16 protein-coding genes and 4 tRNA genes are annotated in these 14,343 nt (G+C 40.1%); 19 read left to right on the top strand and 1 reads right to left on the bottom strand.

The window, feature by feature from the left end:
• Positions 1-68: 68 nt before the first annotated feature.
• The 6 genes from argG to ACX17N_RS01625 all read left to right on the top strand — a co-directional run bounded on the left by argG (position 69) and on the right by ACX17N_RS01625 (position 4,215).
• Positions 69-1,409: an argininosuccinate synthase gene (argG, locus tag ACX17N_RS01600; RefSeq protein WP_142768091.1), complete on the top strand. Its 1,341-nt coding sequence runs from the start codon at positions 69-71 to the stop codon at positions 1,407-1,409.
• A 265-nt stretch (positions 1,410-1,674) separates the two neighbouring features.
• Positions 1,675-2,709: a dihydroorotase gene (gene pyrC, locus ACX17N_RS01605; RefSeq protein WP_458890837.1), complete on the top strand. Its 1,035-nt coding sequence runs from the start codon at positions 1,675-1,677 to the stop codon at positions 2,707-2,709.
• The gene (gene rnt / locus ACX17N_RS01610; RefSeq protein ID WP_458890839.1) at positions 2,694-3,353 is read left to right on the top strand and encodes a ribonuclease T; all 660 of its coding nucleotides are present in this window, start codon (positions 2,694-2,696) and stop codon (positions 3,351-3,353) included. Before pyrC ends, rnt begins: the two co-directional genes overlap by 16 nt.
• 20 nt (positions 3,354-3,373) lie before the next feature.
• Positions 3,374-3,449 (top strand) — tRNA-Glu (locus ACX17N_RS01615).
• 99 nt (positions 3,450-3,548) lie between these two features.
• Positions 3,549-3,695: a hypothetical protein gene (locus ACX17N_RS01620; RefSeq protein ID WP_458890840.1), complete on the top strand. Its 147-nt coding sequence runs from the start codon at positions 3,549-3,551 to the stop codon at positions 3,693-3,695.
• A 444-nt stretch (positions 3,696-4,139) separates the two neighbouring features.
• A tRNA-Glu gene (locus ACX17N_RS01625) sits at positions 4,140-4,215 on the top strand.
• A 361-nt stretch (positions 4,216-4,576) separates the two neighbouring features.
• On the opposite strand, the gene ACX17N_RS01630 is transcribed toward ACX17N_RS01625, so the two are convergent.
• On the bottom strand, positions 4,577-4,954 hold the full coding sequence (locus tag ACX17N_RS01630) for a hypothetical protein (protein WP_458890841.1): 378 nt from the start codon (positions 4,952-4,954) through the stop codon (positions 4,577-4,579).
• Positions 4,955-4,987: 33 nt separating this feature from the next.
• Between ACX17N_RS01630 and ACX17N_RS01635 the strand changes: the two genes are divergently transcribed.
• From ACX17N_RS01635 to ACX17N_RS01695, 13 genes are all read left to right on the top strand, one after another.
• The gene (locus ACX17N_RS01635) at positions 4,988-5,245 is read left to right on the top strand and encodes a hypothetical protein (RefSeq protein ID WP_458890842.1); all 258 of its coding nucleotides are present in this window, start codon (positions 4,988-4,990) and stop codon (positions 5,243-5,245) included.
• 124 nt (positions 5,246-5,369) lie between these two features.
• Positions 5,370-6,941 carry a replication initiation factor domain-containing protein gene (locus tag ACX17N_RS01640; RefSeq protein ID WP_458890843.1) on the top strand — a complete coding sequence of 524 codons (1,572 nt, stop codon included), beginning with the start codon at positions 5,370-5,372 and terminating at the stop codon, positions 6,939-6,941.
• Positions 6,931-7,254 (top strand): hypothetical protein, encoded by a 324-nt coding sequence (locus ACX17N_RS01645; protein ID WP_458890844.1) that lies wholly within the window; start codon positions 6,931-6,933, stop codon positions 7,252-7,254. Before ACX17N_RS01640 ends, ACX17N_RS01645 begins: the two co-directional genes overlap by 11 nt.
• Positions 7,255-7,382: 128 nt before the next feature.
• On the top strand, positions 7,383-7,583 hold the full coding sequence (locus ACX17N_RS01650) for a hypothetical protein (protein ID WP_458890845.1): 201 nt from the start codon (positions 7,383-7,385) through the stop codon (positions 7,581-7,583).
• Positions 7,576-7,830 carry a major capsid protein gene (locus ACX17N_RS01655; RefSeq protein WP_458890846.1) on the top strand — a complete coding sequence of 85 codons (255 nt, stop codon included), beginning with the start codon at positions 7,576-7,578 and terminating at the stop codon, positions 7,828-7,830. Before ACX17N_RS01650 ends, ACX17N_RS01655 begins: the two co-directional genes overlap by 8 nt.
• Positions 7,831-7,943: 113 nt before the next feature.
• Positions 7,944-9,260 carry a virulence factor TspB C-terminal domain-related protein gene (locus ACX17N_RS01660; RefSeq protein ID WP_458890847.1) on the top strand — a complete coding sequence of 439 codons (1,317 nt, stop codon included), beginning with the start codon at positions 7,944-7,946 and terminating at the stop codon, positions 9,258-9,260.
• Positions 9,257-9,538, top strand: a complete 282-nt coding sequence (locus tag ACX17N_RS01665) for a DUF2523 family protein (RefSeq protein WP_458890848.1) — start codon at positions 9,257-9,259, stop codon at positions 9,536-9,538. Before ACX17N_RS01660 ends, ACX17N_RS01665 begins: the two co-directional genes overlap by 4 nt.
• A 73-nt stretch (positions 9,539-9,611) precedes the next feature.
• Positions 9,612-10,814 (top strand): zonular occludens toxin domain-containing protein, encoded by a 1,203-nt coding sequence (locus tag ACX17N_RS01670; RefSeq protein ID WP_458890849.1) that lies wholly within the window; start codon positions 9,612-9,614, stop codon positions 10,812-10,814.
• Positions 10,814-11,197, top strand: coding sequence for a hypothetical protein (locus ACX17N_RS01675; protein WP_458890850.1), 384 nt, complete (start codon positions 10,814-10,816; stop codon positions 11,195-11,197). The genes ACX17N_RS01670 and ACX17N_RS01675 overlap by 1 nt, the downstream gene beginning before the upstream one ends.
• Before the next feature lie 168 nt (positions 11,198-11,365).
• Positions 11,366-12,193 (top strand): tyrosine-type recombinase/integrase, encoded by an 828-nt coding sequence (locus tag ACX17N_RS01680; protein ID WP_458890851.1) that lies wholly within the window; start codon positions 11,366-11,368, stop codon positions 12,191-12,193.
• Between the two features lie 210 nt (positions 12,194-12,403).
• A complete protein-coding gene (locus ACX17N_RS01685) occupies positions 12,404-13,831 on the top strand; it encodes an amino acid permease (RefSeq protein WP_458890852.1) in 1,428 nt (475 codons plus the stop codon).
• Positions 13,832-14,068: 237 nt separating this feature from the next.
• Positions 14,069-14,144 (top strand) — tRNA-Glu (locus tag ACX17N_RS01690).
• A gap of 42 nt (positions 14,145-14,186) precedes the next feature.
• Positions 14,187-14,262: transfer RNA gene (locus ACX17N_RS01695), tRNA-Glu, on the top strand.
• Positions 14,263-14,343 lie beyond the last annotated feature (81 nt).

Consider the following 14,343-nt stretch of genomic DNA (forward strand, 5'->3'; position numbering starts at 1 on the left):
TCGCAAAAATATGTATTCTTTCAGGCCACCCATTCTCGGTGCCTATATTTATATCGTTAGGATTAACAATGACTGATAATGCAACTATCTTGCAGAATGTCCCAGTTGGCAAAAAAGTTGGTATTGCCTTTTCTGGTGGTCTAGATACTTCAGCTGCTTTATTGTGGATGAAACAAAAAGGCGCAGAGCCTTATGCATATACGGCAAACTTAGGTCAGCCTGATGAAGATGACTACGATGCCATTCCGAAAAAAGCCGAAGCGTATGGTGCAGTTAAAGCACGTTTAGTGGACTGCCGTTTACAGCTTGCGCTTGAAGGTATTGCAGCGATTCAGTGTGGTGCATTCCATATCAGCACTGGCGGTATGCCATATTTCAACACGACGCCATTGGGTCGTGCAGTCACAGGTACCATGCTTGTAACTGCCATGAAAGAAGATGACGTAAACATCTGGGGTGATGGTTCAACGTATAAAGGAAACGACATTGAACGTTTCTACCGTTACGGTTTGTTAACCAACCCTGCACTTAAAATTTACAAACCATGGTTAGACCAAACTTTTATTGATGAATTAGGCGGCCGTGCAGAAATGTCACAGTTCCTCATCGACAATGGTTTTGACTACAAAATGTCGAAAGAGAAAGCTTACTCAACTGACTCAAACATGTTGGGTGCAACTCACGAAGCAAAAGATCTTGAATACCTCAATGCAGGTATCAAAATTGTAGATCCAATCATGGGCGTTGCATTCTGGAAAGATGACGTAAAAATTGATGCTGAAGAAGTTTCTATTACCTTTGAAGAAGGCTTCCCAGTTGCAATTAACGGTCAACGTTTTGAAAATCCAGTTGACTTCATTCTTGAAGCGAACCGTATCGGTGGTCGTCATGGTCTAGGGATGTCTGACCAGATCGAAAACCGTATTATCGAAGCGAAATCTCGTGGTATCTATGAAGCACCGGGTATGGCGTTACTACATATCGCTTACGAGCGTTTAGTAACAGGTATTCATAACGAAGACACGATTGAACAATACCGCATCAACGGTTTACGTTTAGGTCGTTTATTGTACCAAGGTCGTTGGTTCGATTCTCAAGCACTTATGCTCCGTGAAACTGCACAACGTTGGGTTGCTAAAGCGATTACTGGTACTGTGACTTTAGAATTACGTCGTGGTAATGACTACACCATCATGAACACTGAATCTCCAAACCTCACTTATGAAGCTGAGCGTTTAACCATGGAGAAAGGTGATTCAATGTTTACCCCAATGGATCGTATTGGTCAGTTAACGATGCGTAATCTCGACATTACTGATACTCGTGCAAAACTTGGCATTTATACAAATTCTGGTTTGTTGTCGATTGGTGCTGGTTCTGCCGTTCCACAATTAAAAGACAAAAACTAAGTTTTCAGCTCTTGAAAACTGAAAGAAAAAACCGCCACCTCTTGGCGGTTTTTTCTTTTATCCGCTTTAATTTTGTATCAGCATCATTCGTATACAAAATAAGCTAGACATTAAGATGTGTTATTTTTCCCGAGTCACTACTCACAGAAAAACAATAAAAATGCGGTCTATATTTACCTGAATTAAGCCATTTATCTGTAATTCGACTTAGCATTGCAAGCTGATATAGATTATCATCTGTTTTATTTTTTAGTCCGAAATCGCCTTGAATACGATTACTCTTTTGCAGCCAGATGATTGGCATGCCCACTTACGTGATGGCCTTGCACTGAAACGCACTGTTCCAGATTTAGCAAATCAATTTAAGCGTGCGATTTGTATGCCAAATCTTGTTCCACCCGTCAAAACCGTGGAAGAAGCGCTGGCGTACCGCGAGCGAATTATGGCGCATGTGCCTGAAGGCAATCCTTTCGATCCTCGTATGGTGTTGTACTTTACTGACACGACACCAGCCAGCGAAGTCAAAAAAATTAAAGATTCAGAATTCGTAAATGCCATCAAACTTTATCCGGCCGGTGCAACCACCAACTCGGATAACGGGGTTAGTGATATTCGTAAAGTCTACGCGGTCATTGAGCAACTTGAAGAACATCAAGTGCCATTATTACTGCACGGTGAAGTCACTCACAATCATGTCGACATTTTTGATCGTGAAAAACGCTTCATCGATGAAGTTTTATCTCCGCTTTTAAAGCAATTCCCGAAATTAAAACTAGTGCTTGAACACATTACCACCAGCGAAGCGGCACATTTTGTGTTGGAACAAGATCGCAATGTTGCGGCAACCATTACCCCACAACACTTATTGTTTAACCGCAATGACATGTTGGTCGGTGGTATTAAACCGCATTTTTATTGCTTGCCAATTCTGAAGCGTCAAACCCATCAACAAACTTTGTTGGAAGTGGCGACCAGTGGTAATCCTAAGTTCTTCTTGGGAACAGACAGTGCTCCGCACTCGAAAAATGCCAAAGAAAATGCGTGTGGTTGCGCAGGTTGCTATAGCGCACCTACTGCCATTGAATTGTATGCGCAAGCCTTTGACCAAGTCGGCAAAATTGAACGTCTTGAAGGCTTTGCGAGCCATTTTGGCGCAGATTTCTATGGTTTACCTCGTAATACTGAAACCATTACTTTGGTAAAAGAAGATCAGGTTATTCCTGAAAGTTTTGATTATTTAGATGGTGACAAGATTATCCCGCTCTATGCAGGAAAAACCATCCAATGGAGAAAAGTGTGACAGATGAAACTCTACCAGTAATTGGTCAGCGTTTCCGCGGATTTTTACCTGTCGTGGTCGATGTCGAAACTGCAGGTTTTAATTGCCAAACTGACGCGCTGCTAGAAATAGCAGCGATTCCAATTATTTATGATGCGGATGGTAAGTTTGTACCAGGCGTTGCTCATCATGCACACATCAACCCGTTTGAAGGTGCCAACCTAGACCGTCGCTCACTGGATTTTATTGGGATTGACCCATTTAACCCAATGCGCGTCGCAATGGCTGAAGATGAAAAATCTGCCCTGAAACGTATTTTTAAAGCGGTGAACGAGGTTCGTCGCCAGCAGAATTGTACTCATGCCATTTTGGTCGGACATAATGCCCATTTTGATTTAGGTTTTGTGCAAGCCGCCATTGCGCGCACAGGCACCAAAAATCAAAATCCATTTCATAGCTTTTCTGTCTTTGATACGGTGACTTTAAGTGCCATCACTTTTGGTCAAACCGTACTGGCAAAATCCTGTATTCAAGCAGGCATTGAGTTTGATGGTAAAGAAGCACATTCGGCTTTGTATGACACACAAAAGACCGCAGAGCTGTTTTGCTATATTTTGAACAAACTCACTCCACACCTACTTGACACTTTGATGGCGGATCAATAAGATACCGCCATCTTCTAAACGTCCCTATCGTCTAGAGGCCTAGGACATCGCCCTTTCACGGCGGTAACCGGGGTTCGAATCCCCGTAGGGACGCCATCTTCTTGCAATCGCAAAACTTTTCTTAAGCTATCCATTCTTCATTCTATTAGCTAGAATTGGTTATACTTAGACCTTTGTTTTTACCTGAATCGCCTCATGCTAAAGAAAATTTTACTGGTCTTACTTATTCTTTCCCCAACGGCCATTTATCTGTATATCGTCAGCAAGAATGATCAACCATCAACACCAGATGTTGCTCAACCCAAGGCCGCACACGATCCTTATCAAACCCCTGAACATTAAAATGCTGTCATTAGGATCTTTGATCATAACTTTAGCAATAAATGCCTTTTTAGCTCAGCAGCAATAAGATTTTCAGTCAGCATCCTTCTCTTTTAAATCCCGAATTTAGATGATCCCATGACCATCTTCTCAGCTGAATAAAATATATCCCCATGGCTTAAGCGCAATGATCTCCATCCTTAAAATTCAAACTGATCATTGTGCTGCATGTAAAGATTTCAGCGCTTTATTTCAAATATTGGCCTAATGCCAATCCACTGCTCCACTCTAGGCTTTAAACAGAACCTGTAAAAAGCCACGATCAAGATGGTTTTACGTAAAAAATTGCACCATTTTCACTAAATTAGACATTTTTTACACAAACAAACCAATTTTTCAGAAATATTGTAATATCATGTTTGACAGTCACAGGAAAAATCCTTAATATACGCATCACCTCGCAACGTCCCTATCGTCTAGAGGCCTAGGACATCGCCCTTTCACGGCGGTAACCGGGGTTCGAATCCCCGTAGGGACGCCATTTTCTCCAAAGCTCTGCATTTTTCATGTCGACTTCTTCCATGACTAAGCAGAGTGTTTGGTACTTATCAAACCCAACGATTTCAGCCATTTGCATGATCTGAATAACGTTGGGTTTTTTTCTGCCTGCTTTCCAATCTGAGATATTAGAGGGTGTAACCTCTAATGCCCAAGACAGTTTTTCATAAGTCCCTAGTCTTTCTTTGCAGCGTTCAATTAGCTCTTTTAGCATTTGTATACCTCTTGTTATTCCCGAAAAATGGAAGTACATTCTTTCCCAAATTATAGAAGTTTTTTTTGGCTGCAACTTCCCAAATTTGGGAAGTTTCAACAAAAAGATAACAAGGGGCTGCTATGTATAATCAAAATTTATTTAGGAATTTAAGAAAGTCATTTCTCATTTCTTCTTTTGAGGGTACATCGGGATATCTAGCAATTAATTGCTTCCCATCTGTACTAACACGTACAGATTTTGCTTCATTTGTTATTCGTATAAAAACTAATTCTTTTGGGGTTCCTCGTAGTTTGGTCAATTCTCTAATTACCACTTTGCCCTCTTTCTTAATTACTTCATATCCTAAAAATTCTTTTTTAGCTCGGTCAAACAACAAGTTTAGTTCTGATGCTCGTCCATTTTTATCTGAGATTAACTTTAGTTTTGGTTTATCAGGCTTTCTTAAACTCTTCGATATTAAAAATACGATTATTAAGACCAAGCTTATTGCTAATAGATTTTCCACTTTCTCATCTCAAGTTCGTTTTGGAGAATTTTAATGTCAAATCATCAATTAGTCTTCAAAACTAAAGCTGATTTTGTTCAGGCTGCTTTTGAACAGGTCGCTAAAATCGTCTCTGATCATGCTGAACCATGTCTAGAAGCATTATCCCCTGCTATCGCTGCTGAAAAATGTTTATCGCATTTAGCTCTTGTTGCTTATGACTGGTCTTATGACGCTTCGACTATTGATGCCTATGTAGATATTTATAAAAAAGCCAATCAAGAATTAATAGAAGCATTTGGGGAGCATTAATAATGAACTCTTATAACCACAAACCTTATGCTTTAAAACCATCTTTTATTTTCACTGATTCTTATTGGTTGTCTTTATCAACTTGTGACTGGTTTTGGTCAGATGATTTTCTTGGGGAATAACAATGAATAATTTATTAAACCTCATTCACAATTTTGATAATTCTTCTTTAAGTGTTGTTGAAGTATTTGAGCAACAAAAATCTATCTTTGAAGAAATCCATTGTTCAACTGCTTTCGGTGATTTATCACCAGTAGATGGTCAAACATTAAAAAACATGCTCGATGGCATTGTTAAAAACAAACTTGCTGCTTTTGAAGCCTTGGCAACTCAAAAAATCCAAAAACCTGCTGAAACTTCTATTCAAGAAATCTTTGTACAAAAAATAGGCTTTCCTGCGCAAAACACGGCAGTAAGCACCCCTTTTTATAATATAGGGGTAGCGGATACGCAAAAGGCATCTGAGTCATGTGGTTTTGGCGATATGTGGGAAGGATATGTAAGTGAGTTCACGAATGAACCAAAAACCCTTGCTAATCTAGAATCGGAAGCTTATGCATTTCCAAGACACTTGGACAATTACCAATTAATTTCTACTCCACAAGGTGTTGTCCCTGTTTTACGTGCTTTGCCAATTGAAAATCAGGTAGTCGGGATTGACTGGGTAACCTTTAGCTTCTGCCAATCGACTTTAGGTGATAAATATGTCGGTCTCAAACCTGAACAAGTCGAGGAAGCTGTAGGCGATGCTATTGAAACATGGCTGGATCAACTTCTTTTTGAAATCTTCGGTTTCGGCATTGCCAAGAAACGTGAAAAAGGCATGCACTTCAACAAATACGGTTACGATCTACAAGATAACCTCGGCATTATCCTTTATGGACATAATAACAAGCGTATAACGGTTCAAATCAACGGTACTGGCTGTGCTCTAGCTCGCAAGGGCTGGAATGAGGTCTTATTCAAATGGCTAAGTACAGAATCACGTAACCCTAAAATTAACCGTGTTGACCTTGCTCTAGATGATTTTGAATCTGAATGGGTATCTGTAGACAAAGCCAATGATTGGGATACACAAGACTTGTTTTGGTGTGGTGGTCGTCCTTCTGAAGTCAACCATTTAGGTGACTGGAAGCGTATCAATGGCAAAGGTCGAACTCTAACCATTGGCAAACGTGAAAGCTCTAAATTCCTTCGCTTTTATGAACGTGGAAAAAAGGAAGGCGATGCTTTAAGCCTTTGGACACGTGCTGAACTCGAATTAAAGTCTACAGACCGCTATTTGCCTTTAGATGTCTTGATCTCTCCAAGTACCTATTTTAAGGGTGCTTACCCTGCTTTAGAGATGCTTTGTAATCAACTTAATGATTTTACAATGCCTGAAAAATGCCAGCTCATTGAAAAACAGGCAAATATTAACGTAGACAAAGCTTTAGACATTCTTAAAGTCCAGTTTGGTAAATATATCCGCCAGTTCCGTAAATTTATCAATGATGACGTTTTACTTAATCTGATTTCATCTGATAAGGACGTTGTCCCTAAACGCCTTAATTTCTCACATGCTGCGGTCATGCAAGCATTGCGAATTGATCAACCGATCAAAAATAACACTCTAATTGAAACGCCTTTATTTGAAGGTGTTCCATTCCTTACATCTTCACAAGACTTTTATGAGGGATTAACTCATGCAATTTAAATCAGTAATGGTCGTTCTAGGTGCTAAATCTTCTAAGGGCGATTACAACGGTAAACCTTACGACTCTACAACTATTTTTTATAAAGCTGACCTCCAAGAGGGCGACAACTTTGTAGGCGAGGTTGGTGAATCAATCAAGTGGGGTACATCTGACAATTTTAAGAAAATTAAAGATTGCCAGTTCCCGCTTGTCGCTGACGTTCTTCTTGAGCAGGTTTCAAACGGTAATAACTCAACATTGTTGATTAAGGAATTAGTCCCTCAGCCTGCCGAACAAAAACCTTCACCTAACCAACCTGCAAAATCTGCTTAGGCTATTTAGATATGAAAATTTATTCGATGGGTAACAATGAAAAAATGTGTCCAACCTGCGGATCATATTTTCATTATCAATATTTACCGTTTCACCAATCACATTGTAACGGATAAGGATTTTTATATATGGCATATGTCTGTTCACAACTTCAAAACATAGATGGTGTTCAGACTTGTGTCCTATGGGTCGAACAAGTTGCTTTCACTGACATGTTCGCCATCACTGCGGCACAAGCTGCACAAATCGGAATGACTGCATCACTGGTGATAGTGGTTGCAGCCGTTTTCAACAAACTAGGTCAAATAGGGGAAAAATCTCATGACTGAACAACAAAAATTAGGCTTGGTTCTAGTACAAAAAAAACCTAATCGCCTTCAAACCTTCCTTAACCGTGGTGCTGTTGTTGCAACTGTAGCGACTGCAACTGGTATGGCTCGTGCTGACTATGACGTTACAGCCATCGTTACCAACTTGGGGCTTGCTGTTACTGCTGCTGCAACAATTGGCGTGACTTGGCTTGGTTTTACTGCTGGCATTGCAATTTGGCGCAACCTTCGAGCTGCTGCAAAGTAACAAAAAGGGGGTTCGCCCCCTTTCTAATTTTTTGGGGGTCTTATGGAAGAAGCATCGATTGTTAACTGGCTCATTGTCTTTGTTCTTATTCTTATGACTTCGAGGCTCACAAAATGATAAAAATTCTAACTATTTTACTTTGCTTCAATATTCTTCTTGCGCCTACTTATGCCTTCGCTTCTGCTGCTGAAAAATGGGATATCATTTCAAACACTTTTGACCCTGCTTCTCAGAAAGTTACGATTGAAGCTAGAAAAATCACTCAAGATGCTGCTAACTCAGGACGCTACAAAGTTAATGTAGCTGTAGCCAGTGAGACGTTGGGAGCAACTTTAAAGCGTATGCTTTGGATCGGTGCTGCCACTGCTGCTGTAACTTCTTTAATCGAGGGTGTTGGCTGGGTTATTGATGTAGGCTCACAAGTAATTAAAAAACCTGCTGAACCAACGAACAAAACTGCTCCTTATATATACCAAGTTGGTTCTGCTTCAATTGCTTACTCAATAGCTAACGCATGTAAAAATTACATGACTTACATGCAGACTCAAAGTAATAATTTTGGTTGGGGACGTACTTATCAGTCTTATACTCTTTCTGTTGGTTCGGGTAATGTTCCTTTTTATTGTGCTTTAACCTTTAAATATTCAGATGGTACTGTATATACAGATAATCCTATTGAGGGTTCTAAACGTGTAAACCCTGATTACAACCCAAGTGAACCAATCACCTACACACCTATTTCTGATTCTGATGTAGGTAATCTATTTTTAGGTACTAGCTCAGAATCAAATGCTCCAAAATCCCCAGTTTCTTCTGTTATTACCGATGCTTATGACCCTAATAATCCTGCATCTGATGCTCCTGCACCTAAACAATCTAATGATGCTTTAGATTCTGCAAATCCTGAACCTGAAACAGACCCAAAAGGCGATACATCAGAAAAACCTAATGTAGATACAGACGGTGATGGTGTTCCTGATGAATACTCAGCTTCTTCTCCATCTGCAGGACTAGAATTTACATTTCCAAAAGCTTGTGAATGGTTTCCTGCTGCATGTGATTTCTTTGGTGTTCAAAAGCAATTCAATAAAGACTTTAAAGAAAACCAAAATAAGCAGCTTGAACAAGATAAAACTTTCTTTGATAAGGCTTCTGAATTTTTTGATTCTTTTTCTTTTGATTCAGACTTACCTGAAAATGAATCACCTGAAATAGCTGATTTACCCATACCTGAACTAAAAGAAGATGCAGTTTCATGGCCTGCTCAATGCCCCAATGACGTTCAAGTACCAATCAACATGCAAGGCGTTTCTTCAACAATTACCTTCTCTTGGTCTCCTTGGTGTCAGCTCCTCTCCATCATTAAGCCTGCAATCGTTGCTTCTGCTTATATCGGTGCTGCATTCATTGTCTTGGGGTTAAGAACATGAAAGCACTCTTATTCGGTCTTACAAGTTGGCTTCTTTCCAACTTTGCAAAAAAGGTTTTATTGGGTGCAGGTGTAACCCTTATTACTGGTGCTGTTATCAATGTCATTTTGACGGCTTACATCAATAAGGCTCTTAACGCTACCAATCAAATAGATCAAACCTATTTAGGTCTTTTATCTATCTCAGGTCTTGATCATGCAATTTCTATCATCATTGGCGCTTTAGTCGCTAGAGCAACCTTACTTGCTGCAAATATATCTTTTACAAAATCTACATAGGGGCGCGCGCTACTGCGCACCGCGTGGCACCTCGCTACGTGTAGCGCGGGGCGCGCGCCAATAAGGTGAAAATATGCTTACTCTTATTACTGCGAAGCCTGGTTCTTTTAAATCCGCTAAAGCTGCAACTCTTGCAATTAAATATTTAAAAGAAGGTCGTCCTGTTTATACCAACATTGACCAATTTGAATACGAAGGTGCTATGCCATTGCCTGATAATTCAGATTGGAGAAATACCCCCGATGGTTCTGTTGTTATCTACGATGAAGCACAACAATTCGAATTCCTACAATATAAAGGTCGTGAAAAACTCTCTTCTGATGGTCGTGTAAAAGAATTAGAAACACACCGTCATACTGGTCATGACATTATTCTCGTCACTCAATCCCCATCATTCTTACATAACCATGTTCTAAGCCTTGTCGGCTCTCACTATCACTTACATCGTGCTTATGGTCGTGGCTTTGCTGATGTTTTCTTGTGGCGTTATGCCGTCACTATGCCAGACTCTACTGGTGCTAAAAATAAAGCTGAATCACATGAAAAATTCAAACCTGATACCAAAATTTTCGATCAATATAAATCCACAACTTTAGATACTCATAAGCTTAAAATTCCGCCTTTATATTTCAAACTGGGTGGTTTTGTTGCTGCTGTTGTTCTTCTTGTTGGCTATATGGTATTTGGTTCTGATAACCCTTATTTATCCGCTTCTAAAATTAAAGAAAATGCCGATACTGCATCAGGAAAAAAACCGCCTGAAACTACTTTGGTAGGCTCTCAAGCTGCCAGTGTAACCACTGCTTTTGATCCCAATATTGAATGCCGCAAAGGTGCTAATGTAGATCGCCCTGAATGTGTTGAATGGTTCAACAACCTCTCTAAGTCTGGAGGATCTGCTCAATCTGTTGGCTCTGTCCCTGAATCCACTCTAGTTGCTTACAATCCCAATGAGCCTTTCAAAACCGATGAAATACAAGATCAGATTCAATATGAAGTCACTTCAAAACCTGTTTTATCAGGATGCATGACCAATCGTGATGGTTCTTATACTGCATACACACAACAAGGTACAAAACTAAAAGTATCTCAATCTGATTGTAAAAAAATCATGGCTGGAGATAGACCTTTCAATTACTTCGCTGAACAGAAACAAGCTCCAGTAACCACGGTTCAAAATCTACAACAACAAAACCAAAACACTCAATTCTCTGACTCTATTACTACTGAACAACTCGCTAAATATGAACAGGCTAAAAAAGAGGGCTTAATCTAATGGCTACACTAACTTTACAAGATACTGCTGCACTTGAATCTTTGTTATTTACTGTTTTTGCTGTTGGTGTTTTTACTGGTGCTATCTGCACTGGTCTTTTAAAAAGACTCTCTACAATTTTTTTCAATGAAGTTGAACGACCTAAACGCATCAAAACTCAACAAGGCTTTTTATATCGTTATCAAGGCATCTATATCACTAAAGAAAGCCGTGATACTCAAGTCTTAGCTGCTCGTGAAAAACTCATGAATCAATACCGCATGAATCCTATTAAAAGACGCCAAACTTTACATTTGTTCTTTTGGTTTTTGGCTCTTTTTGCTTTCACTATTTTTCTGTTTATTTACACTGATTCTTTTACTCCGCTTCATTTACGGAAATAAATAGAGGGCACGGAGTGTGCCCGAACTGACGCAATAAGATTTTCAAACCTTCTTCTCCTTGATTACAAGCTCCCGTTTGACTACAAGCGGTATATACAGAGCGTCCCGAATGGGCGCGAACTGATCATATATAGTGAAAATTCACTTAAAAACCCGTAGGTGGATTTTATGGATGTACAAGAAATTTTGCATTTCTATATAAAAAATGGTCTTTATAATTCAAAGCATACATACGATGACAAGATGAAATATCTTGAATGGTTTTATTCACATCAACAAATCACAATCGATGTTATTACAGATTACTGTACACATCGCTCACTGCAGGGAGTGAAGAACTCAACCATCAACAGAGAAATTAATCTAATGAGGGCTGCTTTTAATTACTATCTTACTTACAACCATACAGCCAATTTTAAAAATCCATTTAACAGATTCAAGCTCTTTGAATCTGATTACATGCCTAGATTTTTAAACTCAACCGAATGCAGAAAATTACTTACAGCAACTCTAGATTTCGATAACACCATGCTTTATGACTTTGTCACACTCGCATTAAATACAGGTTGTCGCTCTTCTGAATTAACGACACTTACATGGAATAATGTAAGCCTAGATGATCGATACATTATTATCAGAAATTCATTATCAAAGAATAAAAAGACGGTTTATAAACCGATTAATACAGTCTGTGTGGCTGCATTAATCAGATTAAAATCTCATCGACATTATGTTTTTTATAATCCCAATACAGATAAAAATATCAGAAGTTTCAGAAGAGGATTTGAAAATGCAGTGAAAAGGGCTGACTTAGGTCATGTACGTATTCACGATCTCCGTCACACATTTGCCAGTTTCTTAGTTAAGAATGGTGTCCCCCTCTATCATGTGTCTACTTTGCTTGGTCATTCTGATATTCGCATTACACAACGTTACGCACATTTAGCTCCTGAACATTTGCACGATGTTCTAAAAAGGCTCCCTGTTTTACAATAAATTTACAAAACTTTACAATAATTTCCGCCATGAAATATGACAGTTGGGACATCGCCCTTTCACGGCGGTAACCGGGGTTCGAATCCCCGTAGGGACGCCATATATCGTTGCATACGATCATTCAAAACGCACAATTCACTATTATTCGATTGCAGATTTGTAGTTTTTCACTACAATAGCGCGCTTCTATATTCTATTTTTCTCTCTCATATGCAGTCATCTCACTCTCCGAATGATGCTATGCATCAGGGCAATTCTGCGCCTTTAAAACGCGCTATGAGTACTCGACATCTGGTTATGATTTCACTTGGCGGTGCAATCGGTACTGGTCTATTTTTAGGGTCGGGTGAAGTCATTGCACAAACGGGGCCTGTAGGTGCCATCATCGCTTATATTTTAGGTGGATTAATTGCCTATATGGTGATGTTATGCTTGGGAGAACTTGCGGTACACATGCCTGTATCGGGTTCTTTCGGCGCTTATGCACACAAATTTATAGGTCCAGGGACAGGCTATACAATTACATGGCTATATTGGCTCACATGGACCGCAACGCTGGGGACTGAATTTACCGCTGCTGCATTACTGATGCAGGAATGGTTCCCACATATTTCGGTCTGGATCTGGACACTGATCTTTGCAGCCATCATTTTTGGGCTAAATATGAGCTCGACCCGGATGTTTGCTGAATCTGAGTTCTGGCTTTCTCTGGTCAAGGTTGTCACTGTAATTACCTTTATTCTGCTGGGGCTGTTGGCAATTTTTGGCGTGTTGCCATTCCAAGGTTATAGCTCTGCCCCACTCTTTAGCAACCTGACCGCTGAAGGTTGGTTCCCGCAAGGTTTCTTCCCGATTTTTGCAACCATGCTAATTGTCAATTTTGCCTTTTCAGGTACTGAGTTGATTGGCGTTGCCGCGGGTGAAACCGAAGATCCTGCCAAAAATGTACCGAAAGCGATTAATGCGGCAATCTGGCGTTTGTTGATCTTCTTTGTCGGCACCATTGTGGTGATTAGTGCGCTATTGCCGCATGAAATGGCGGGCTTAGGCGGACATGGCGTCAGTAGCAGTCCATTTGTAACCGTATTTACCTATATTGGTATTCCACATGCCGAAGATATCATTCGCTTTGTGATTATTACGGCATTACTCTCAGCCGCAAACTCTGGTTTGTATGCAGCATCCCGTATGATGTGGGCTTTATCCGACAAGAAGCAATTACCTGCCGTATTTTCCAAGGTGAATCACAAAGGTATTCCAACCGTGGCAATTATTGTGACGATGTTTGGTGCCGTACCGGGCTTACTGTCAGAACAATTTGCGCCAGAAACCATCTTCAAGAACTTGCTGGGCGTTGCCGCATTTACGATGGTCGTGGTGTGGATGAGCATTTGTTTAAGTCAGTTTAACTTCCGCCGCCAATGGTACAAACAAGGACATACCGCAAAAGAATTAGGCTTTGCAGCACCGCTATTCCCTATTGTCCCTATTTTAGGCTTTATCTTCTGTTTTATTACCGGTATTAGTATGGCAGCAGACCCTGAAATGTGGGCTGGCTTTATTGGCTGTTTAATTTTTATTGCACTGTGCTATATCAGTTATTATGCGCTTTATCATAAAAAAGCACCGCTAGAATAAGTTTTTCAAAAAGAGCGACTACGGTTGCTCTTTTTTTTGCAAGTGGATTTCCAATACCGCATCATTTGACTGCATAAGGCCTTGTACTGGCATTTTTCACCCTAAAATGAATACTTTTTCAACACACTTTTATTTTTTGTTTTAATTTTAAACAGACACACTATTTTTTCAGTTTTATTGCAGAAAAACGTTTGACACTCCCCCGTATTCACCCTAATATACGCCCACCTCTGAAACGTCCCTATCGTCTAGAGGCCTAGGACATCGCCCTTTCACGGCGGTAACCGGGGTTCGAATCCCCGTAGGGACGCCATTTAATAGATGGTTTAGTTTTCAGAAGTACCTGCCTCATTAAGTCCCTATCGTCTAGAGGCCTAGGACATCGCCCTTTCACGGCGGTAACCGGGGTTCGAATCCCCGTAGGGACGCCATATTCAGAGATGTTTATCTCTTAAAAAAACCTGAGCAAAACGACTCAGGTTTTTTTATGCCTATATTTTGAGTTATGCTCG

This window comes from Acinetobacter sp. GXMZU3951 (assembly GCF_054457875.1).